This is a genomic window from Bradyrhizobium sp. BLXBL-01, from assembly GCF_051853025.1.
Taxonomy (GTDB): Bacteria; Pseudomonadota; Alphaproteobacteria; order Rhizobiales; family Xanthobacteraceae; genus Bradyrhizobium.
On record NZ_CP182471.1, the window covers coordinates 621,359 to 641,878 of the forward strand.

General features: G+C 65.1%; 20 protein-coding genes. 8 read left to right on the forward strand and 12 right to left on the reverse strand.

Annotated features, from left to right (window positions below; translation table 11 throughout):
* Positions 1-76 precede the first annotated feature (76 nt).
* Positions 77-637: a carboxymuconolactone decarboxylase family protein gene (locus ACNJYA_RS02910; RefSeq protein ID WP_439402014.1), complete on the forward strand. Its 561-nt coding sequence runs from the start codon at positions 77-79 to the stop codon at positions 635-637.
* Positions 638-653: 16 nt separating this feature from the next.
* On the opposite strand, the gene ACNJYA_RS02915 is transcribed toward ACNJYA_RS02910, so the two are convergent.
* Entirely contained in the window at positions 654-2,237 is a 1,584-nt protein-coding gene (locus ACNJYA_RS02915) for a diguanylate cyclase (RefSeq protein ID WP_439402015.1), read from the reverse strand.
* A gap of 184 nt (positions 2,238-2,421) precedes the next feature.
* On the reverse strand, positions 2,422-3,294 hold the full coding sequence (locus ACNJYA_RS02920; protein ID WP_439403528.1) for a hypothetical protein: 873 nt from the start codon (positions 3,292-3,294) through the stop codon (positions 2,422-2,424).
* Between the two features lie 213 nt (positions 3,295-3,507).
* On the opposite strand from ACNJYA_RS02920, the gene ACNJYA_RS02925 reads away from it, so the two are divergent.
* Positions 3,508-3,753 (forward strand): hypothetical protein, encoded by a 246-nt coding sequence (locus ACNJYA_RS02925; RefSeq protein ID WP_260381706.1) that lies wholly within the window; start codon positions 3,508-3,510, stop codon positions 3,751-3,753.
* 11 nt (positions 3,754-3,764) lie between these two features.
* Here ACNJYA_RS02925 and ACNJYA_RS02930 read toward each other — a convergent pair whose 3' ends face one another.
* Positions 3,765-4,700, reverse strand: coding sequence for an alpha/beta hydrolase (locus ACNJYA_RS02930; RefSeq protein ID WP_439402016.1), 936 nt, complete (start codon positions 4,698-4,700; stop codon positions 3,765-3,767).
* A gap of 141 nt (positions 4,701-4,841) precedes the next feature.
* Here ACNJYA_RS02930 and ACNJYA_RS02935 point away from each other — a divergent pair, with 141 nt between their 5' ends.
* The gene (locus ACNJYA_RS02935) at positions 4,842-5,729 is read left to right on the forward strand and encodes a branched-chain amino acid aminotransferase (RefSeq protein WP_260381708.1); all 888 of its coding nucleotides are present in this window, start codon (positions 4,842-4,844) and stop codon (positions 5,727-5,729) included.
* Positions 5,730-5,835: 106 nt separating this feature from the next.
* Here the strand turns inward: ACNJYA_RS02935 and ACNJYA_RS02940 are convergent, their stop codons facing one another.
* Positions 5,836-6,456: a class I SAM-dependent methyltransferase gene (locus tag ACNJYA_RS02940; RefSeq protein ID WP_439402017.1), complete on the reverse strand. Its 621-nt coding sequence runs from the start codon at positions 6,454-6,456 to the stop codon at positions 5,836-5,838.
* Between the two features lie 42 nt (positions 6,457-6,498).
* On the reverse strand, positions 6,499-7,089 hold the full coding sequence (gene phaR / locus ACNJYA_RS02945) for a polyhydroxyalkanoate synthesis repressor PhaR (RefSeq protein WP_172788304.1): 591 nt from the start codon (positions 7,087-7,089) through the stop codon (positions 6,499-6,501).
* Between the two features lie 313 nt (positions 7,090-7,402).
* Here phaR and ACNJYA_RS02950 point away from each other — a divergent pair, with 313 nt between their 5' ends.
* The 3 genes from ACNJYA_RS02950 to yddG all read left to right on the forward strand — a co-directional run bounded on the left by ACNJYA_RS02950 (position 7,403) and on the right by yddG (position 10,566).
* A complete protein-coding gene (locus ACNJYA_RS02950; protein ID WP_172788305.1) occupies positions 7,403-8,581 on the forward strand; it encodes an acetyl-CoA C-acetyltransferase in 1,179 nt (392 codons plus the stop codon).
* A gap of 247 nt (positions 8,582-8,828) precedes the next feature.
* Entirely contained in the window at positions 8,829-9,554 is a 726-nt protein-coding gene (phbB, locus tag ACNJYA_RS02955; RefSeq protein WP_172788306.1) for an acetoacetyl-CoA reductase, read from the forward strand.
* 142 nt (positions 9,555-9,696) lie between these two features.
* Entirely contained in the window at positions 9,697-10,566 is an 870-nt protein-coding gene (gene yddG / locus ACNJYA_RS02960; RefSeq protein ID WP_439402018.1) for an aromatic amino acid exporter YddG, read from the forward strand.
* A 7-nt stretch (positions 10,567-10,573) separates the two neighbouring features.
* Here yddG and ACNJYA_RS02965 read toward each other — a convergent pair whose 3' ends face one another.
* Together ACNJYA_RS02965 and gloB are read right to left on the reverse strand one after the other, a co-directional pair.
* The gene (locus ACNJYA_RS02965) at positions 10,574-10,996 is read right to left on the reverse strand and encodes a cupin domain-containing protein (RefSeq protein ID WP_439402019.1); all 423 of its coding nucleotides are present in this window, start codon (positions 10,994-10,996) and stop codon (positions 10,574-10,576) included.
* 23 nt (positions 10,997-11,019) lie between these two features.
* Positions 11,020-11,787, reverse strand: a complete 768-nt coding sequence (gene gloB / locus ACNJYA_RS02970; protein ID WP_172788309.1) for a hydroxyacylglutathione hydrolase — start codon at positions 11,785-11,787, stop codon at positions 11,020-11,022.
* A gap of 108 nt (positions 11,788-11,895) precedes the next feature.
* Between gloB and ACNJYA_RS02975 the strand changes: the two genes are divergently transcribed.
* Positions 11,896-12,642, forward strand: a complete 747-nt coding sequence (locus tag ACNJYA_RS02975) for a methyltransferase domain-containing protein (protein WP_172788310.1) — start codon at positions 11,896-11,898, stop codon at positions 12,640-12,642.
* Between the two features lie 97 nt (positions 12,643-12,739).
* On the opposite strand, the gene ACNJYA_RS02980 is transcribed toward ACNJYA_RS02975, so the two are convergent.
* From ACNJYA_RS02980 to ACNJYA_RS03000, 5 genes are all read right to left on the reverse strand, one after another.
* Positions 12,740-13,504, reverse strand: coding sequence for a DUF4167 domain-containing protein (locus ACNJYA_RS02980; protein ID WP_172788311.1), 765 nt, complete (start codon positions 13,502-13,504; stop codon positions 12,740-12,742).
* A 461-nt stretch (positions 13,505-13,965) separates the two neighbouring features.
* Positions 13,966-14,847 carry a peptide chain release factor N(5)-glutamine methyltransferase gene (gene prmC / locus ACNJYA_RS02985; protein WP_212258937.1) on the reverse strand — a complete coding sequence of 294 codons (882 nt, stop codon included), beginning with the start codon at positions 14,845-14,847 and terminating at the stop codon, positions 13,966-13,968.
* 3 nt (positions 14,848-14,850) lie between these two features.
* Positions 14,851-15,936, reverse strand: coding sequence for a peptide chain release factor 1 (gene prfA / locus ACNJYA_RS02990; protein ID WP_172788313.1), 1,086 nt, complete (start codon positions 15,934-15,936; stop codon positions 14,851-14,853).
* 60 nt (positions 15,937-15,996) lie between these two features.
* The gene (gene ptsP, locus ACNJYA_RS02995) at positions 15,997-18,264 is read right to left on the reverse strand and encodes a phosphoenolpyruvate--protein phosphotransferase (protein WP_172789746.1); all 2,268 of its coding nucleotides are present in this window, start codon (positions 18,262-18,264) and stop codon (positions 15,997-15,999) included.
* Positions 18,265-18,638: 374 nt separating this feature from the next.
* A complete protein-coding gene (locus ACNJYA_RS03000) occupies positions 18,639-19,895 on the reverse strand; it encodes an aspartate kinase (RefSeq protein WP_439365337.1) in 1,257 nt (418 codons plus the stop codon).
* Between the two features lie 152 nt (positions 19,896-20,047).
* Here ACNJYA_RS03000 and ACNJYA_RS03005 point away from each other — a divergent pair, with 152 nt between their 5' ends.
* Positions 20,048-20,515, forward strand: a complete 468-nt coding sequence (locus ACNJYA_RS03005) for a PH domain-containing protein (RefSeq protein ID WP_212258935.1) — start codon at positions 20,048-20,050, stop codon at positions 20,513-20,515.
* The last annotated feature ends 5 nt before the right edge of the window (positions 20,516-20,520 follow it).

Below are 20,520 nucleotides of genomic sequence, written 5' to 3' on the forward strand. Positions count from 1 at the left end.
GTCGTCACGGCAACTTCACTTGCCTTGCGATCTCCTGCGGGTGACGGTTGCCTCTTCTCAATGAGGAGATCCCGCCGTGCGCCTTCCCATTCTCGATCCGAAAGACCTGAGTGCTGAGCAGAAGCCGCTCTATGACGACATGCAGGCCGGCATCAAGGACCACTTCAAGGGCTTTGTGAACATGCGCGAGGACGGCGCGCTGCTCGGGCCCTGGAATCCCTGGATCCGCGAGCCGCGCTTCGGCAAGCCGGTGTGGGAGCTGGTCAAGGCGATTGCGTCGAACCCGCTGCTGCCCGCGCCGGTGCGCGAGGTCGCGATCCTCGTCACCGGCTCGCATTTCCGCTCCGGTTACGAGCTCTATGCCCATGTGCTGGTGGCCGAGCAGCGTGGCCTCTCCGACGAGAAGCTCGCGACCATCGTCGCCGGCCAGCGGCCGGTCGATCTCACCAAGCACGAGGCAGTCGCCTACGACATGGCCTCGGCCCTGGTGAGCGGCGGCGTGCTGCCCGAGCTGACTTATCGTGCGGCCGTGAAGGAATTCGGCGAGCACGGTGCGGCCGAACTGTCCTATCTCGTCGGCGTCTACTGCATGGTCTCGGTCACGCTCAACACGTTCGACGTGCCGGTGCCCGAGTAGACGGCAACTGCTGCCGTCACTCCGCCGCCTTGGTTGCAGGGGGCGGGGGCATCCAGGCTATGCAGCGGTTGCGGCCCTCGGCCTTGGCCTGGTAGAGGGCATGATCGGCCGCGACCATCAGCGCATCGATGCCGGACATGCTGACGGTGGCCTCGGCAATGCCGATGCTAACGGTGACACCGAACTGCACCTTGTCGGCAAAGACCTGCGTGCTCATCACGCGCTTGCGGATGCGCTCGGCTACCGTTCTCGCCCTGGACAGGCTGGTTTCGGGCAGCAGCACGGCAAATTCCTCGCCGCCGAGACGGCCGACGATGTCCGATTTCCGCTTGCCGTCAAGGCAGGCGGCCGCAACCGCCTTGATCGCCGCATCGCCCACGGCATGACCGTGACGATCGTTGACCGACTTGAAGTGATCGATGTCGAGCATCAACACGGAGACAGAGCGATAATAGCGTTGAAAGCGACTCCATTCCGCTTCGAGGTTGTCGAGGAAGTGGCGGCGATTGTGGAGGCCGGTGAGCGGATCGGTGGTGGCGAGCGTCTCCAGCATTGCGGCCTTTTGCGTCAGATCGGTGATGTCGACATAGGTCAGCATGCGCCCGCCATTCGCCATCGTGGTGCAATGGGCCCGGATGCGGCGTCCGTCCGGCGTCTGCAGGTCGCGTACGTGATCGCCGGCCTTGACCTCCTCGACACGCCGCGCCGGAAACTTCGCGAGCTCGCTGTTCGGAAGATTGGGCGCGCTGGCGCGATGCAGACGTCGGACCAGCGAGGAATAGGCCGGGCGGCTCACCGCCTCGTCTTCGCTGACCTCCCAGAACCGCCGCATCCGCCGGTTCATGAAGGTAGCGTGCAGGTCGGCATCGAGCAGCAAAACGCCGTCCTGGACATTCTCCAGCGCATCCCGCAGCAGCTTCAACTCGTCGGAGGTGCGCACGATATCGGTGACGGGCGTATAGGTCAGCATGCGCCCACCGTCGGGCAGCGGCGTGACCTGAACGCGTACGACATCGCCATTGGTTCGGCGCACGTCGATTGGGGTTGGATCGCCCGACTCAATCACACGGACGCGCTCCGCTATCAGTGCATCGAGGTCCGGGTCCGGCACCTCATAGGCGCCGGTATCGCGCCCGTGATGCAGCAGGGTGAGAATGGATGGATTGCTGTCGGCAACCTCGTCGGGCAGGCGCCACATCTGACGAAACGACCGGTTGATCAGCCGCGCCCTCAGGTGAGAATCGAGCAGCACGATGCCAGTCGGCACATGATCGAGTGCGGCGCGCAGCGCCAGCATCTGGCTGCGCATCAACGCGTCGGACGAGCGTTCCCGTTCCTCGCCGGCTGCTGGCTCGATGCTGTTCGGCTGCTCGAAGGCGACGCCGGCCTGACGGTCCGATCGCCAGATCACGCGGCAGGTCAGGATCTCGCGCCCCGCGAGCCGGAGCTGGAAGCGCTCGGGTACGCCCAGGCCACTCTCCATCTCGAGCGTCGCGGCCTCCTCGGTCAGGCGGCGTACCACGCAATCGATCGACGACTGGCCGAAATTGAAAAAGATCTTCCCAGCAAGGAACGTCCGTTCCGAAACCAAGCGGGACATTCGCGGCCTCCAAAGCGAACACGACCGAAGAGCCGGCGTAGTTTCGCGCAAGCTTCTTTGCGGCGATGTAACGCAATCGATGTTCCGGAATGAGGATTAATGATCGGTTGACGGCGATGCGGAATGCTGTCCGGCCGGTCAAGCGCTGCCGCCGCGCCTGAGCGAAAATTCCTTGCGAATGCAGTCAGTTGCGCACCGCATAGAGCGGCGTTCGCAACGTCAGCTGGTACGACGGCTTCGGCATCCAGGCGATCTGCGCGGTGATGCCGAACAGGCGGTTGTCGTTGTCGTCCATGCGATCGAGGTCGAGCCGCAGGACCGGCTGGGTGAAGGATTCCGCGAGCGTCCGGCCCGCGAGCTGGGCACCGGCGAACGACTGGATGCCGAGGCGCCCGGTGAACTTCCAGTTGCTCGGCCATTGGTAATAGCCGCCTGCATAGAGGATCGTGTTCGGCCGGATACTGGCGAACGGGCTGGCAACGGTGGTGTAGGTATATTGCACGCCGGCCAGCCAGCCCCGCGTCTCGTCCTCGTCGAGCGCGTAGTCGAATTCCAGGATGTTATTGAAGGAATTCGTCATGCCCTGCTCGTTCGGCACCGACTGCGTCAGGGTCGATTGCAGCGTGATGGTCGGGATCTTGCCGCCATTCTGCTGGTAGAGATCGGCCTGAACGCCGATGTTCCAGCTCGTGATGTCGAAGGACGACCAGCCGCCGCCGATATCCGTCGTCGTACCGGATACGCCGCCGTAGAGCGAAACGCGGTCGCTGACGTCGACGGTCAGCGGCAGGTCGATCGCAATCGATTTCGCGGCCGGCAGTCCGTTCCGCAGCGTCGTGCCTCGTTGCGCCGCCAGGGCTTGGAATGCGGCCGCCAGCGAGGTATTGCCGAAGCCGAGCGCGAGCGTGCCTGCGGGGATCGTCGCATAGATGGTGCGGAGGTCGAGATAGATGTTCGGGACGGTCGGCCTTGCGGGCTCGTCCTCCTCATCGTCGGCGGCGAAGGCGCCGCCAGCCGGGATCGCCAGACACAGCAATCCCGCCGCGGCAGCGCGCAATGCCGGACAACGGGGTTGGCTGCGAAGAGGCACGTGACGGTCCGACGCGTGGCGATTTGGGGGCAAGACCGTTGTTAGATGGAACGTGATCGCTCGCTTGGTCAAGCGCTATCCGCAGGCGATGGACGGCGTGGACGTGTGCGGTTACCCTGCCGTGATCGCACTGACACACTCGCCCGCCACTGTGCTGGCCGAACAATGGAGGAGACAGCCATGAACACGTCACGCCGCATCCTGCTCACCGGTCTGGCGGGGCTCGCCGTTGCTCCGACTGCTGCGGCGGCTGTACCCACGGCCGAGCCCGGCGAAGTGACGGTTGCGGAGGAGCGCTTCGCGCGCACGATTGCGGCGGCGCATGCGCCCGACCTCACCTGCGCATGGCAGGCGGAGCGTTACGCGGACACGCACTGGCCGGAATATGTCGGGGCAGCGCGCGCGGTGATCGGCGCACGCGTGTGATCAAAGTGCTCTCACCTCTTCACCGCCCGCCGCACCTGCTCGCCGATTTGCGACAGCACGAGCTGTGACTGCGGCAGGATTGCGCCCATGGCGTGGAAATTGTGAACCATCCCCTCGTGGCAGACATGCTCGACCGCCACCCCCGCGGCGAGCAGCTTGCGCGCATAGGCATTGCCCTCATCGCGCATCGGGTCGTACTCGGCGGTGTGGATGATCGCGGTCGGCAGGCCCGTGAGGCGTGTCGCGCGCAACGGAGAGACGCGGGGATCGGCAGTATCCCTGCCGTCAGGCAGATAATCGGAAAGATCGGCTTCGATCGTGACACGATCGATCAGATGGCCCTCGGCAAAGGCCTCGCGCGAAGGCGAGGTCTCCTCGAAATCCAGCACCGGACAGATCAGGCACTGGGCGGCGATGGAGAGGCCGGCGGTCTGCGCCGCATTCTGGCAGACGATCGCCGCGAGTGTGGCGCCGGCGGAATCGCCGCCGATGACAAGGCGGTCAGCGTCGATGCCGAGCGATGCCGCCTCGCGCGCCACCCATTCGGCGGCGGCGATCGCGTCCTCGACGGCTGCGGGGAACCTGTGCTCCGGCGCGAGCCGATAGTCGACCGACACGAGGCGGCAGCCGGTGGCATGCGCCAACGCCGCCGCGATGCGCTCATGCGTGGCAATGCTGCCGGCGACGAGCCCGCCGCCATGAAAGAACACGAAGCCCGGTGCGGGCGCTTCAGTGCCTGCCGGCGTGTAGAGGCGATAGGGCAACTCGCCGCCGGGGCCTGGCAGCATGCCGTCGGAGGTCGTCACATCCGGCGCCTCGGCGCGGGCGAACTGCATCAGCTTGGCCAGCGATTGCCGCCGCTCCTCCACGCTCGGCCGGCTCCGCGCCTGCGGCGCAGCCACGGCCATCATGGTCAACAGACGCTTTGCGAGCGGATCGAGCGGCATGGGGCACTCCATATCGTGGTCAGCATTATAGCCGGTTTGCTCTGTCTTACCCTTTCCTCCAGAGAGGGGTGGCTAGCCCCGCAGCAAATCGTTTAGAAATTGGGACAATAGTGCCCGCATCTTTGCAAGGGGAGGCCGGTCATGGCCGAGATCAAGAAGCCCATCGACTACTCGCCGAGCTGGACCTTCTTCGAGGGCAAATGGCACGACGGCAACGTGCCGATCATGGGCCCGCGCACGCATGCGGCCTGGCTCGGGTCCGTTGTGTTCGACGGCGCGCGCGCATTCGAGGGTGTTGCGCCCGATCTCGACCGCCACGTCGCCCGCGCCAATCAATCTGCGATCAATTTCGGCCTGAAGCCGGTGGTCGATACCGACGCCTGGCTGACGCTCGCGAACGAAGGCATCGCGCGCTTTGCCGCAAATGCCGAGCTCTATATCCGTCCGATGTACTGGGCGCAGAACGGAAGCGGCGGCGGCGTGCTGTTCGACCCCGAGACCACCAATTGGTGCCTGTGCATCTATGAAGCGCCGATGCCAAAACCCGTCGGCAACGCCATCACCTTATCGCCGTTCCGCAGGCCGACGGCCGAATGCGCGCCGGTCGAAGCCAAGGCCGCCTGCCTCTACCCGAACAATTCGCGCGCGCTCGCCGAAGCTGCTTCGCGCGGCTTCCAGAACGCGCTGATGCTCGACATGCTCGGCAACGTCGCCGAGTTCGGCAATTCCAACGTGTTCATGGCCAAGGACGGCGTGGTGTTCACACCGGTGCCGAACGGCACCTTCCTCAACGGCATCACGCGCCAGCGCGTCATCAGCCTGCTTCGTGCCGACGGCGTCACCGTGGTCGAGAAGACGCTGCGCTACGCCGACTTCCTGGCCGCCGACGAGATCTTCTCCACCGGCAATTTCGCCAAGGTCGCGCCCGTGATCCGCATCGACGAGCGCGAGCTGAAGCCGGGCCCGTTCTACACCAAGGCGCGCAAGCTCTACTGGGACTTTGCGCATGCCGTGAAGATGGCGGCATAGGAGCCAGTCCCTCCGTCATTGCGAGCGCAGCGAGGCAATCGAGGGTCTTTCCGTGGCGGCAGTCTGGATTGCTTCGCTGCGCTCGCAATGACGAATTGGTGGCCGCTCACGAGCCGCGCCGCCGAAACCGGCTGAACTGAAACGCCTGGCTCGAACCCCACGGCGTGTGATGCGTCTCGCTTCGCGTCTCGACCAGCTCGAAGTCCGGCCCGAGCTCCGCCGCAAGGCTCGCGCTGTCATGGCGCTGCACCGGCAAGCCGCTGCATTTCTCGGGGCCGCCGGGTGCAAACGTCGCAATGATGACGTGGCCGCCAGGCTTGACCGTCGACCGCAGGCGCTCCACGTAAGCCGCCCTGTCGCGCGGATCAGTCAGGAAGTGAAACGCTGCGCGATCGTGCCAGACATCGTAGGTCCTGGCGGGATGCCATGTCGTGGCATCGGCAACGATCCAGTCGACCGTCGAAGCGGCCTGACCGATGCGCTTCTTCGCCGCCTCGAGCGCATTGGCAGAAAGATCCAGGACGGCGACGTCGCGATATCCGTCCTGCAACAGCGCATCGACCAGCCGCGATGCGCCGCCGCCGATGTCGATGATGGCCGTGTCACGATCTGAGCCGGCTGCGCGAATCATCGCTAGCGAGATCGCGGGGCTATCCTGATACCAGCTGACCTCGGCCTCGCCCTTGGTGGCGTAGACATGGTCCCAGTGGGTGCTTCGGTCAGACATGGCTCGCCCTCCCGCATACAGGGGGCCGGCGTGAATGAAAGACTATTCGTCCTTCTTCGACATCCGCTCGAGGCGCTCCTGCATTTCCTTCATCTGCTGGCGCAGCTCGTCGATGTTGCTGTCCTTCGGCGCCTCGGCATTCGCATCGGGCTCCGGCTCGGGAGTAGTCGCCGGGCGGGGCGCAGCGAACGGCTTGAACATCGAGAAGGTCTGCTGGAACAGCTCCATGTTGCGGCGGACTTGCTCCTCCAACGGAGCAAAAGGAGTGCCGGACAGCGTATTGGCGATCTGCTTGCGGAACTTCTCCTGCTCCTGGGTCAGGGTCGCGATCGACTGCTCCAGATATTTCGGCACCACCATCTGCATGCTGTCGCCATAGAAGCGGATCAGCTGGCGAAGGAAGGTGGTCGGCAAGAGGTTCTGGCCGGCCTTGTTCTCCTGCTCGAAGATGATCTGCGCGAGCACGGAGCGGGTGATGTCGTCGCCGGTCTTGGCGTCATAGACCAGGAAATCTTCGCCGTCCTTGACCATGGCGGCGAGGTCTTCCAGCGTCACATAGGTGCTCGTTCCGGTGTTATAGAGCCGGCGGTTCGCGTATTTCTTGATGGTGGTGGGTTGGTCTGATTTCGCCATGGGCTCTCACTTGCAAACGCGGAGAACGGGAACCTGTCGGGCAATGCCGCAGGGCGGGAAGAGTACGCAACGCAACAAAATAAGCATTTTCAAAGGGCTCACGCTACCGTTTTGTGCGGCACGGTTAATTGCAGAGCAAGATCGTGCTTGCGAAAACGCCAAGAACGCTATTTTGAATGCGCTGCGGTATGAATTCGGTGCCCAGCCGATTGACATGCCTCAACGACGTTAACAGGATGGCTGACGAGACTGGCGATCGCTTTCCAGCCCCGCCTGCCCCCATCACAAGAACCTCAAGCCCCAGGAGATGCCCATGTCAGACGATGTCGTCATCGTCAGCGCCGCCCGCACCCCGGTCGGAAGCTTCAACGGAGCGTTCGCGACCCTTCCCGCCCATGACCTCGGCGCCATTGCCATCAAGGCCGCGCTGGAGCGCGCCGGCATCGAGCCCGGCCGGGTCTCCGAAGTCATCATGGGCCAGATCCTGACCGCCGCCCAGGGCCAGAACCCGGCCCGCCAGGCGTCGATCGCCGCCGGCATTCCGGTCGAGAGCCCGGCCTGGGGCGTCAACCAGCTTTGCGGCTCGGGCCTGCGTACGGTTGCGCTCGGCTATCAGGCGCTGCTCAACGGCGATTCCGAGATCGTGGTCGCCGGTGGACAGGAATCCATGAGCATGGCCCCGCACGCCCAGCATCTGCGCGGCGGCGTCAAGATGGGCGGCCTCGAGCTGGTCGACACCATGATCAAGGACGGCCTGTGGGATGCCTTCAACGGCTACCACATGGGCAACACCGCCGAGAACGTCGCGCGGCAATGGCAGATCACCCGCGCCCAGCAGGACGAGTTCGCGGTCGCCTCGCAGCAGAAGGCCGAGGCCGCGCAGAAGGCCGGCAAGTTCAACGACGAGATCGTTCCCGTCACCATCAAGACCCGCAAGGGTGACGTCGTCGTCAGCGCCGACGAATATCCGCGCCATGGCGCAACGATCGACGCGATGGCCAAGCTCAAGCCCGCCTTCGAGAAGGACGGCACGGTGACCGCGGGCTCGGCCTCGGGCATCAACGACGGCGCCGCCGCCGTGGTGCTGATGACCGCCAAGCAGGCCGCCAAGGAAGGCAAGAAGCCGCTCGCGCGGATCGTGTCCTGGGCGCAGGCCGGCGTCGATCCGAAGATCATGGGCTCGGGCCCGATCCCGGCCTCGCGCGCCGCGCTGAAGAAGGCCGGCTGGAGCGTCGGCGATCTCGATCTGATCGAGGCCAATGAAGCCTTCGCGGCACAGGCCTGCGCCGTCAACAAGGACCTCGGCTGGGACACTTCCAAGGTCAACGTCAACGGCGGTGCGATCGCGATCGGTCATCCGGTCGGCGCATCCGGCGCACGCGTGCTGGTGACGCTGCTGCACGAAATGCAGAAGCGCGATTCGAAGAAGGGCCTCGCCACGCTGTGCATCGGCGGCGGCATGGGTATCGCCATGTGTGTGGCGCGCGACTGATCTTACACGCAGCTGACGCGTGCGCCGCACACGTCAGCGCGTGCGTTGCACGCGACTAAAAAGGCAGCGGTTGCAAATCAAATATTCTTCGCAACCCGATAAGCCTCGACTAAAGAGAAACGCCCGGCTCGATGCCGGGCGTTTTGTTCTTGATGTCCGTCAAACGTCCCGCATAATCCTCAGCTAAAAACGATCACTCAAAAGCGTCCGAAGAGTCCAAGGAAGAGTTCAAGGGAAGGAATTCGATATGGCACGTGTTGCACTGGTGACGGGTGGTACGCGGGGCATCGGAGCTGCGATCAGCAAGGCGCTGAAGGCGGCCGGCTACAAGGTCGCGGCAAGCTATGCCGGCAACGATGCGGCGGCGGAGAAGTTCAAGGCCGAGACTGGCATCGCCGTCTACAAATGGGACGTCAGCAGTTTCGACGCCTGCGCCGAAGGCGTGAAGAAGGTCGAGGCCGAGGTCGGCCCGGTCGACGTGCTGGTCAACAATGCCGGCATCACCAAGGACGGTGCCTTCCACAAGATGAGCCTCGAGCAATGGAACGCCGTGATCGGCACCAATCTCGGCTCGCTGTTCAACATGTCGCGCCAGGTGATCGAAGGCATGCGCGGGCGCAAGTTCGGCCGCATCATCAACATCTCCTCGATCAACGGCCAGAAGGGCCAGTTCGGCCAGGTGAACTATTCTGCGGCCAAGGCCGGCGAGATCGGCTTCACCAAGGCCCTGGCGCTGGAGAACGCCAAGGGCGGTGTCACCGTGAACGCGATCTGCCCGGGCTACATCAACACCGAGATGGTGCAGGCGGTGCCGAAGGACGTGCTGGAGAAGGCGATCCTGCCGCTGATTCCGATCGGCCGTCTCGGTGAGCCCGAAGAGATCGCGCGCGCCGTCGTGTTCCTCGCCGCGGATGAAGCCGGTGCCATCACCGGCTCGACGCTGTCGGTCAACGGCGGCCAGTACATGGTGTGATGCGATCGCATCACGCAGGCTGATATTGTCCACACCGTCATGCCCGGGCTTGTCCCGGGCATCCACGGCCTTACAACAGCCGTCGCCACGGAAGAACGTGGATGGCAGGGACAAGCCCGGCCATGACGGAAACATTGGGCCGATGACTCCCCGCACTGCCACGCTGATCGGCTTGACCGCGATCCTGATGTGGTCGCTGCTGTCAGTGATGACGGTGGCGACCGGAAAGATCCCGGCGTTTCAGCTCGCTGCGATGACGTTTGCGATCGGGGGTCTCGTCGGTCTGCTGACCTGGATCGGGCGGAGCGAGGCGGCGAAAAGCCTTAAGCAGCCGCTCGTCGTCTGGGTCGTCGGCGCCGGCGGCCTGTTCGGCTATCACGCGTTGTATTTCCTCGCGCTGCGCTTCGCCCCTCCGGCGGAAGCCGGCCTCTTGAATTACCTGTGGCCGCTGTTGATCGTGCTGTTCTCGTCGTTCCTGCCGGGCGAGCGGCTGGCGGCGCACCACATCATCGGCGCCGTGCTCGGCCTCGTCGGCACCGTGCTGCTGTTCGCCGGTAACACCTCCGGCTTTGCCCCGGGAACTGTGCCGGGATTGATCGCAGCCTTCATCGCGGCGTTCGTCTGGGCGACCTATTCGGTGCTGTCGCGCCGGTTGAAAGCGGTGCCGACCGATGCGGTCGCGGGCTTCTGTCTTGCCACGGCCATATTGGCCGCGCTGATGCACGGCCTGCTTGAAACTACGGTCTGGCCGGAGACGGGCTTGCAATGGCTCTCGGTCATCGCGCTCGGCATCGGCCCGGTCGGTGCCGCCTTCTACGCCTGGGACATCGGCATGAAGCGCGGCGACATCCGCGTGCTCGGCGCGGCCTCCTATGCGACGCCGCTGCTCTCGACAGGATTCCTCATCGCTGCCGGCTTCGCCAAGGCCAGCGCCAACATCGCCCTTGCTGCGATCCTCATTGCCGGGGGCGGCCTGATCGCGGCCAAGGACATGGTGCTGCGGAAGCGCTGATTGGAAGCTACGGCTCCCAGCTGGGCGGCGCGAGCTCGAAGCCCGCGAACTCGAAAGCGGGCGCCACGGTGCAGCCGACCAGCGTCCACTCGCCTGTGGTTTCCGCCATCTGCCAAGCCAGCGCAGGCACGATCGCCTGCGGCCGCTCACCGCCGATCAGGTCGGTGCCGAGCCGCACCTCGTGCTGCGAGCAGCCGTCATGGGCAATGCGCAGCGTCAAGGGGCTGCCGGCGTAATAGTGCCACGTCTCCACTGCATCGACGCGATGCCAATGCGAACGCTCGCCGCGCGCGAGCAGGAAGTAGATCAGAGTCGAGCGCGAACGCCCGTTGGCGTCCGTGCTCTGGTCGCGAAACGTCTCGCGATAATGTCCGCCTTCGGGATGCGGGCGGAGCTCGAGGCGTGCGATGATCTCGGCTGCGTTCGGCATCGATCCTCGTCGGGATGTGTGCTTCAGGACTTGTTCTTGCGCTCGCGCAGCTCGCCGAACACCGCAGCGGGATCCGCGCCCTTCATGTGCAGCTTGGCCGCGACCGCCGGTTCGTCGGCGCGCAGGAAGACGTTGGCGCGCTTCTCCTCACCGAGCAGGGAAGGAATGGTCGGCTGGTTCTCGGCGCGGAGCTTCGTCACCTCCGCAGCGCGCGCCTGCAGTGCCGCGTTGTCGGGCTCGATGGTGAGCGCGAACTTGACGTTGGAGGCCGTGTATTCGTGGCCGCAATAGAGCTTGAAGTCGTCGGGCAGGGCGCGCAGCTTCAGCAGCGAATCCCACATCATCGGATAGGTGCCCTCGAACACGCGTCCGCAGCCGATCGAGAACAGCGTGTCGGCGGCGAACACCGTCTTCTCGTTGTCGAACACGTAGGAGATGTGGTCGAGCGTATGGCCGGGCGTCTCGACGACACGCGCCAGCAGATTGCCGATCTTGACCACGTCGGCATTGGCGACGCGCAAGTCGACATTTGCGATCTTCGTGGTCTTGTCGTGCGGCGCGACGACGCGGCAATTGTATTTCTGCTTGAGCTCGGCGACCCCGCCGACATGATCGCCATGATGATGGGTGATCAGGATGTCGGTGAGCTGCCAGCCCTCGCGCTCCAGGGCCTTGAGGATCGGGCCGGCCTCCGGCGCGTCGATCGAGGCCGTCGCTTTGGTTTCCACATCGTGGATCAGATAACCGAAATTGTCATTTAAACAGGTGAAAGTACGAATTTCGGCGGCCATGTCATCTCCATCGCGCTCAGCCTCGTCCGACAAATATGGCGTTAACGTTGCGCAGGCAATGCAATATTCCGCGCGCAGCGGCGCCCTCGCGCATGTTACATTGCTGTCATGACCATCGACGTCGTCGACCTCCGCGAGTTCTATTCCCGCCGCCTCGGCATCGTGGCGCGGCAAATGATCAATCGCGGCATCAGGCAGCGCTGGCCCAACGCCGAGGGCCAGCGGGTCCTCGGCATCGGCTATCCCACACCCTATCTGGGGTTGTTCCGCGAGGACGCCGAGCGCTGCCTGGCCTTCATGCCGGCGGCCCAAGGTGTCCTGAAATGGCCGACGGGACGGCCGGCGCTGGCCTCGCTGGTGGACGAATTCTCACTGCCGCTCCCCGAGGCGGCGGTCGACCGCATTCTCCTGGTGCACGCGGTGGAGATGTCGGACGATCCGGCCGCGCTGCTGCGCGAGGTGTGGCGCGTGCTGTCGCCGTCCGGACGCGTCATCGCGGTGATTCCGAACCGGCGCGGGGTGTGGACCCGAACCGACAGCACGCCGTTCGGTCACGGCCGGCCCTATTCGCGCTCGCAGATCACCGAGTTGTTCCGCCAGACCTGGTTCACGCCGACCGCCTGGGGCGAGGCGCTGTTCATGCCGCCCTACGCCGGCGGCTGGGTGCTGAAATCGGCCCAGATGTGGGAGCGCGCCGGCGCCGCGCTGTCGCTGCCCTTTGCCGGCGTCCACATCGTGGAGGCGACCAAGCAGGTCTACCGCGCGATCCCCGCCAAGCGCGAGCGGGCGCGGCTGATTCCCTCGCTCGCCAAGCCCGTGCTGGTGCCGTCCTCGACGACGGTGACGCGCGGCTAGCAGCCTCGCGGCTCTCGCCGATTCAGCGGACCGACATCCTCAAAAACAAATCGTCCCGGCGAGGCCGGGACGATTCAAGTCGGAAAGTCAGAAAAGCTTACTCGCCCGAGGCGACTTCGTCGCTGGAAGCGACTGGAGCGGCCTCACGCTCCGGGCGCGGGCCATGCGGCCGGCGCCGCCGGCGCGGATAGCGCTCGCCGCCACCGCCGCCCTCGAAGCCGCCCTGACCGCCGTTCACCTGCGGCTGCGCGCCGGTGATGAAGGAGGGCAGACGGTCGACGCCGCCGGCATCGGCGATGACGGGCTGCGGCTGGTTGGCGGGTTGCGGCTGCGGCTGATATTGCGGCTGCGAACGGTGATCGCGTTCGCGGTGCTCGCGCGGCTGCTGATTGTCACGCTGATAGGGCTGATTGTCGCGCGGCTGGTGATCACGCTGGTGATGATCGCGCTGGCCGTCGCGGTCGCGCATGAACGGCTGCTGCTGAGGCTGCGGGACGAAGCCGGGCTCCTGGCCGAAGGCCGAGAAATTCTCGCCGTCGTCGTCGCCGTCCTCGCTGCTGGCGACGGGCTCATCGCCGCGGGGCTGCTGGTTCTGACGGAACTGCTCCTGGGCCGCCGCGATCAGGCGGAAATAATGCTCGGCGTGCTGATAGTAGTTCTCGGCCGCAACGGGATCGCCGGAGGAGCGCGCGTCACGCGCAAGCTGGAGATACTTTTCGGCGATGTGCGAAGCGGTGCCGCGAATCTTGATGTCGGGTCCATTGGACTCGTAGACCCGGGTCATCGGGTTCTGGCCGCGCCGGTTGTTGTTGTTATTGTTGTTGCGGTTGCGCATCCGCTGCTTGTTTTGACCGTTTCTCATGTCCTGCCTTTAATTCCAGCCCTAAAGGTTGCACGCATTACTGATTGCTAGGAGTGACCTGGTGACAGCGGTTCACACGACTCGCGCGCACCGCACGCCAGCGGATCCAACCCTGCCGATGTTCGTCGACCGTCGCGTTCAACAAAGACGCGTTCCCCACCCGCCAGCATTCATCGCCAGCGAACCCATTCATTTCGCCTGCCGAAACAAGCCCAGCTTTCTTGCGTTAGTCTTCAGGCGCAATATCAGGCTTTCGTTCACGTTGCGGTCGGAGAGCAGCGCAGCTCACTGGCCAATCGCGCTCAACAGGACCTGCGGCTTGGAACCTGTAAATCAGTAAAGCTCTCGCCCGAGAGCCCGGCTTTCACCCGTAGGTCTACGGGGCCGGCACCGATGTGTTGACCGGAACGTAGTCGTTCCCACGGGATATTCCAAGAGCTTTTTGCGGGCCAATCCGGCTTTTATGGGGGCATTTTTCGGGCCGATACGGCCCGCGGAATGCCCGCCAGGTCTGCCTTGGGTGGCCTGTCCAATGACAACGCGGCGGCCCTCATCAAGGTTTCAATATTTTGGGCCTGACCCTGTCCGGCCTCGACGACCAGGGCGCCGCCGGGGGCGAGGCGCTCGCTCGCCTGCGGGATCAGGGTGCGGTAGGCATCATATCCGTCGTTGCCGCCGTCGAGCGCCAAATGCGGGTCGTGCTCGCGCACCTCGACGCTCAATTTCGGAATTTCAGCCGAGGGAATATAGGGCGGGTTCGAGACGATGAGGTCGAACGGGCCACGGAGCGCGGTGGCGTAGGAGCAGGCGACGAAGCCGGCACGGCCGGCGAGGCCGAGCGCGGCGGCATTGTCCCTGGCGGTTATGAGCGCGTTCTGGCTGAGATCGGTACCGACGCCGAACGCATCCGGAATTTCGTGCAGCAGCGCGAGCAGGATCGCGCCGGAGCCGGTGCCGATGTCGGCGATACGCGGCGGGTGAGAGGCCTGTCGTTCGCGAAGAATTTCGAGCGCAAGCTCGACCACGGTCTCGGTATCGGGGCGCGGCACCAGGGTCGCCTCCGACAGGCGGAACGGCAGGCCCCAGAATTCGCGCGTCCCGAGAATGCGCGCCACCGGCTCGCCGGCGATGCGGCGCTGCGTATGTTGCGCGAGCCGCGATGCTTCGGCCGCGGTGAGGGGACGGGCCGCCTGCGCAATCAGGCCGGTGAGGTCGAGGCCGAGTGCCGCACTGATCAGGATGCGTGCGTCGAGCTCGGCTTCGTCGAGCCCTGCCGATCTCAGTTGCGCAGCCAGCGCGCGCCGCGCGCTCTCGATGGATTGCCCGGTGAAGAGGTTGCTCACGCCTCAGGCCGCCGCGCCTTGCGCAGCGAGCTGTGCGGCCTGGTGCTCCGTCGTCAGTGCGTCGATCAATTCGCCGAGCGCTTCACCCGCGATCACCTGGGGCAGCTTGTAGAGCGTGAGGTTGATGCGATGATCGGTGACGCGCCCTTGCGGAAAATTGTAGGTGCGGATGCGCTCGGAGCGATCGCCGGAGCCGACCTTCTCCTTGCGCTCGGCCGAGCGCGCCGCCTCGACGCGTTGCCGCTCGGCGTCATAGATGCGCGAGCGGAGGATGTTCATGGCGGAGGCGCGGTTCTTGTGCTGCGAACGGCTGTCCTGCATCATCACCACGATGCCGGTCGGGATGTGGGTGATGCGGATCGCCGATTCGGTCTTGTTGACGTGCTGGCCACCAGCGCCCCCTGCGCGCATGGTCTCGATGCGCAGGTCGTCGTTCTTGATGTCGACGTCGACGTCCTCGACCTCGGGCAGCACGGCGACCGTTGCCGCCGAGGTGTGGATGCGTCCCTGTGTCTCGGTGTCGGGGACGCGCTGCACGCGGTGCACGCCGGATTCGAATTTCAGCTTCGAGAATGCGCCGCGGCCCTGGATCTCGGCGATGATTTCCTTGTAGCCGCCGACCGTGCCTTCGCTGGCGGAGATCACCTCGACCTTCCAGCCCTGCAAGCTGGCGAAGCGCTCGTACATCCGGAACAGGTCGCCGGCGAACAACGAAGCCTCGTCGCCGCCGGTGCCGGCGCGGATTTCCAGCATGACGTTGCGGTCGTCCATGGCGTCCTTGGGCAGGAGCGCGACGCGGATCTTCTGGACCAGTTCCTCGATTTTCGGCGCGAGCTCGTCGCGTTCGGCTTCGGCCATGCTCCGCATCTCGGCATCGGTGGCGGGATCGGCGATCAGCGCCTCGGTGTCGGCGAGCTCCTTGACGGCGGAGCGATAGGCCTTCACCGCCTCGATCAGCGGCGTGAGCTCGGCGAGCTCGCGCGTGATCTGCACGTAGCGCTCGGAGGCGAGCTGCCCGAGCGATTCGGCCTCGAGCGAGGCGTGATGCGCGAGCAGGACGTCCAGTTTGGCTTCGGGAAGTGACGACATCGGTTCAGTCTCAAAGGGCGGAAGGGGGCGAGGGCGGCGGGAAAGCGGGCGATCGGCCCGCTACAACGCAAGGCCCTCGGCCTCGGCAAATTCCGTCAGCTTCTGGCGGATCGAGACGCTGCCCGCGGGTGCATCCAGCAGAGGGCCCAGCATCGCTTCGGCCTTCTTGGCGTCGAGGTCGAGCACCATCGCCTTGACCGGGCCGAGCGCGGTCGCCGAGAGCGAGAGCGAGCGGTAGCCCAGCGCAATGAGCGCCAGCGCGCCGATCGGCTTCGACGCCATCTCGCCGCAGAGGGAGAGCGATTTCTGCGCAGCGTGGGCCTGGCGTGCGATGTCGCGCAGCGCGCGCAGGATCGGCGCCGACATGGTGTCGAAGCGCTCGGACACCTTGGCATTGCCGCGGTCGACCGCGAACAGGAACTGGAACAGGTCGTTGGAGCCGACCGAGATGAAGTCGACTTTCTTCAGGAGCTCGTCGAGCTGGTAGAGCAGCGCGGGCACCTCGACCATGGTGCCGATGTCGATTCGTTCAGGCAGCGTGTGGCCGTGCTGGCGCAGATATGTCAGCTCGCGCTCGACCAGCGCCTTGGCCGAGTCGAATTCGGCGACCTCCGAGATCATCGGGAACATGATGCGCAGCGCGCGGCCGCCGCCGGCCCGCAGCAGCGCGCGGATCTGGCCGCGCAACAGGCCGGGACGATCGAGCCCGAGCCGGATCGCGCGCCAGCCGAGCGCGGGATTTTCCTCGATCACCGCTTCCATATAGGGCAGCGCCTTGTCGCCGCCGATATCGAGCGTGCGGAAGGTGACGGGCTTAGGTCCGGCGGCATCGAGCACGGTGCGATAGAGCGCGAGCTGGTCGCTGGTGCGCGGCAGGCTCTGGCCGACCATGAATTGCAGCTCGGTGCGGAACAGGCCGATGCCGGCGCTGCCGGTGTCCTCGATATGCGGCAGGTCGATGGCAAGACCTGCGTTGATCATCAGCTCGACCTTCTGGCCGTCCCTGGTGACGCAGGGCCGGTCGCGCAGCGCTAGGTACTGTGCCTGGCGGCGGGCGCGGAAGCGCACGCGCTCGGCGAAGGCGGCTTCGATCTCCTGCGACGGGCGCACATAGATCGAGCCGGACGTGCCGTCGACGATGATGGCATCGCCGGGATCGGCGATGCCGGGCGCGTTCGGCACCTCGCCGACCGCAGGGATGCCCAGCGCCCGCGCCACGATCGAAACGTGCGAATTGGCGGTGCCTTCCTCCAGCACGATGCCGCGCAGGCGCTTGCGGTCGTAGTCCAGCAGCGCCGCCGGACCCATCGCACGGGCGATGACGATGGCGTTGTCGGGCAATTGTTCGCGCGAGGGTGCGTGATCCTGGCCGACCAGCTGCCGCATCAGGCGGTAGCCCAGGTCTTCCAGGTCGTGCAGCCGGTCGCGCAAATACGGGTCGGTCGAGCGCAGCATGCGCGCGCGGGTGTCGGACTGCACGCGCTCGACCGCGGCTTCCGCGGTCAGGCCGGTCGCAACCGCCTCGTGCAGCTTGTGCGACCAGCCCTGGTCGTTGGCGAACATGCGGTAGGCTTCCAGCACCTCGCGATGCTCGCCGCCTTCGGCGACGTCGCCGCGCTCCAGCATGCGGTCGAGATCGGCACGCAGCTTGGCGAGCGCGGTATCGAGCCGCTTGATTTCCTTCGGCAGGTCCTCGGCGATGTAGTCCTTGATGACGACGCGCGGCTCGTGCAGCACGACATGGCCGAGCGCAATGCCCTCCGACAGGATGGCGCCGACTTTCTGCGCCGAATGGCGCGCCGCCGGTTCCTGGCCCGGCTGGGCCAGCGCGGACAATTCGCCCGAGGCGATCAGCTCGGCCAGCACCATCGCGGTGGTCTGGAGCGCCTCGAGCTCCTCCTCGACGTAATTGCGCTTGGCGCGGTTCTGCACCACCAGCACGCCGAGCGTGTTACCGGCGCGCAGGATCGGCACGCCGAGGAAGGAGTGATAGATTTCTTCGCCGGTCTCGGGGCGGAACGAGAAGGCCGGGTGGCTCTGCGCATCGCTCAAATTGAGCGGCGTCGCCTCGCTGGCGACGAGGCCGACCAGGCCCTCATGGGCGCTGAGCACGGTGTGGTGCACCGCCTCGCGGTTCAGACCTTCGGTGGCGTAGAGCTCGAGCGTGTTGTCGATGCGCAGCACGTAGACCGAGCACACTTCGGCCACCATGTTGGCGGCGATCAGCACCACGATCTTGTCCAGCCGCTCCTGGGCCGAGACCTGCTCCGCCATGGTCTCGCGGAGCCGTCTCAACAAGACGCGGGGACCTCCCGACGCGCTCCGCATGAACCGTCAATCTCCTCCGTCTGCCGGGCCCGGCGGTATCGGCCGGCGGCTGGACCAAAATTCCAGAAAAACAATCAAATTGTTTGTCCGGCGCAGGCACAAGCCCAAAATCCACGGGAAATTTAGCGCTTGTACCGAATCAGCGCCGCCTGAACTGGGACACAGTCTGCGGCAGCCCACCCTGTCCGCCGTATAGCGAATTGAGGCTTGTTTTGCCAAGCAAAACGCCTGCCAAACGCGAAGGTGTGTATACCTTCGCGTTTGCTGCGACCGCTAAGAGAAAATTAGCCTAAGCTTGGTCCGGAAAAGTGCGAAGCGGTTTTCCGGAAAGACCATGCTCAAACGGCAATCTGAAGCGCGACGAGGGTCGCGCTTTAGGCTTGGTCGAGGCCGTAGAGCGTGTGCAGGGTGCGCACCGCAAGCTCGGTATAGGCGGTATCGATCAAAACCGAGAATTTGATCTCGGAGGTTGTAATGGCCCGGATGTTGATGTTCCGTCGGGCGAGCGCCGAGAACGCCTGGGCGGCGACGCCGGCATGGCTGCGCATGCCGCTGCCGATTACCGAGATCTTGGCGACGTCGGTGGCGGTATCGAGCCGCGCATAGCCGATCTTGGCCTTGGCGGCGGTAATCGTGTCCTTGGCACGGGTGAAGTCCGCGGCCGGCACGGTGAAGGTGAGGTCGGTGGTCTTGCCGTCCTCGGAAACATTCTGCACGATCATGTCGACGTTGATGTTGGCATCGGCCAGCGGGCCGAAAATCGAGGCCGCAACGCCGGGCTTGTCCTCGATCTGGCGCACCGAGATCTGAGCCTCGTCCTTGGAGAAGGCGATGCCGGTGACGACGTGGTTTTCCATGATCTCCTCCTCGCCGCAGATCAGGGTGCCGGGCGGCTGGTTGGCATGCGGGTCGATATCCTCGGGCTTGTCGAAGCTCGAGCGGACGAAGATCGGCATGTTGTGGACCATGCCGAGTTCCACCGAGCGGACCTGGAGCACTTTGGCGCCCTGCGAGGCCAGTTCCAGCATGTCCTCGAACGCGATCTTGTCGAGCCTCTTGGCCTTCGGCACGATTCGCGGGTCGGTGGTGTAGACGCCGTCGACGTCGGTGTAGATGTCGCAGCGGTCGCCCTTGACGGCAGCGGCGATCGCCACGGCCGAGGTGTCGGAGCCGCCGCGGCCGAGCGTGGTGATGCGACCCGTCTCGGGGTTGATGCCCTGGAAGCCGGCGATGACCGCGACCTCCTTGCGCTCCCTGAAGCGCTTGATGATCTCGCCGCCGTCGATGTCCTCGATCCGGGCCGAGGCATGGGCGTCGCTGGTCTTGATCGGGATCTGCCAACCCTGCCAGGAGCGGGCCTGGATGCCCATGCCCTGGAGCACGATAGCAAGAAGACCGGACGTCACCTGTTCGCCCGAGGCGACCACGGCGTCATATTCGCGCGCGTCGTGCATCGGTGAGGCCTCGGTGCACCAGGCGACCAGCTCGTTGGTCTTGCCGGCCATCGCCGAGACGACCACGGCCACTTCGTGGCCGGCATCGACCTCACGCTTCACATGGCGTGCGACGTTGCGGATACGTTCGATGTTGGCGACGGACGTGCCGCCGAATTTCATCACGAGGCGGCTCATGACGACGCGTGCATTCCTTCATAAGGATCAGTATGGTGGCCCGCACTGGACGGGTGCCTCGCGGACACCGACCGCGCGTATACAGAGCGACGGGGCCGGGGGCAAGCGGGTTCCTGCGGGGGCCGGGGCGGGGTAGTGGGTTAACCGAGATCATGGCGCGTTACATCGACGAGATCCTGCAGCCCGGCGAGCGGGTGCTGTATTCGACCAATGCGCACTGGATCTTCTACTTTCCGGCCATCGTGGCCTGGATCGCGGCGCTGGCCCTGCTCATCCTGTCGCGACAGGCGACCGTCGACTGGCTCGTTCTGCTTTGCCTCGCCGCCGCAGCTCTCGCGGCGCTGGCGGGCCTGTATTGGACCGTGAAGGGCTGGTTCCATCGCTTCACCACCGAGACCGACGTCACCAATCTCAGGGTCGTGCACAAGACCGGCTTCATCAAGCGCCGAACCTTCGAGATGGCGCTGGACAAGGTCGAGAGCGTCGACGTCGACCAGACCATTCTTGGACGTATTCTCAACTACGGCGACGTGACGATTCGCGGCGTCGGCGAGGGGATCGAGACGATCAAGACCATCGCCTCGCCGCTCGCTTTCCGTAGTTCGATCACCACGCGGTAGGACCG

Coding starts and splice junctions, on each gene's coding strand:
- ACNJYA_RS02915 (WP_439402015.1), bottom strand. CDS start 2,237: ATGTCCCGCTTGGTTTCGGAACGGACGTTCCTTGCTGGGAAGATCTTT.
- ACNJYA_RS02925 (WP_260381706.1), top strand. CDS start 3,508: ATGAACACGTCACGCCGCATCCTGCTCACCGGTCTGGCGGGGCTCGCC.
- ACNJYA_RS02930 (WP_439402016.1), bottom strand. CDS start 4,700: ATGCCGCTCGATCCGCTCGCAAAGCGTCTGTTGACCATGATGGCCGTG.
- ACNJYA_RS02935 (WP_260381708.1), top strand. CDS start 4,842: ATGGCCGAGATCAAGAAGCCCATCGACTACTCGCCGAGCTGGACCTTC.
- ACNJYA_RS02940 (WP_439402017.1), bottom strand. CDS start 6,456: ATGTCTGACCGAAGCACCCACTGGGACCATGTCTACGCCACCAAGGGC.
- phaR (WP_172788304.1), bottom strand. CDS start 7,089: ATGGCGAAATCAGACCAACCCACCACCATCAAGAAATACGCGAACCGC.
- ACNJYA_RS02950 (WP_172788305.1), top strand. CDS start 7,403: ATGTCAGACGATGTCGTCATCGTCAGCGCCGCCCGCACCCCGGTCGGA.
- phbB (WP_172788306.1), top strand. CDS start 8,829: ATGGCACGTGTTGCACTGGTGACGGGTGGTACGCGGGGCATCGGAGCT.
- yddG (WP_439402018.1), top strand. CDS start 9,697: ATGACTCCCCGCACTGCCACGCTGATCGGCTTGACCGCGATCCTGATG.
- ACNJYA_RS02965 (WP_439402019.1), bottom strand. CDS start 10,996: ATGCCGAACGCAGCCGAGATCATCGCACGCCTCGAGCTCCGCCCGCAT.
- gloB (WP_172788309.1), bottom strand. CDS start 11,787: ATGGCCGCCGAAATTCGTACTTTCACCTGTTTAAATGACAATTTCGGT.
- ACNJYA_RS02975 (WP_172788310.1), top strand. CDS start 11,896: ATGACCATCGACGTCGTCGACCTCCGCGAGTTCTATTCCCGCCGCCTC.
- ACNJYA_RS02980 (WP_172788311.1), bottom strand. CDS start 13,504: ATGAGAAACGGTCAAAACAAGCAGCGGATGCGCAACCGCAACAACAAT.
- prfA (WP_172788313.1), bottom strand. CDS start 15,936: ATGTCGTCACTTCCCGAAGCCAAACTGGACGTCCTGCTCGCGCATCAC.
- ptsP (WP_172789746.1), bottom strand. CDS start 18,264: ATGCGGAGCGCGTCGGGAGGTCCCCGCGTCTTGTTGAGACGGCTCCGC.
- ACNJYA_RS03000 (WP_439365337.1), bottom strand. CDS start 19,895: ATGAGCCGCCTCGTGATGAAATTCGGCGGCACGTCCGTCGCCAACATC.
- ACNJYA_RS03005 (WP_212258935.1), top strand. CDS start 20,048: ATGGCGCGTTACATCGACGAGATCCTGCAGCCCGGCGAGCGGGTGCTG.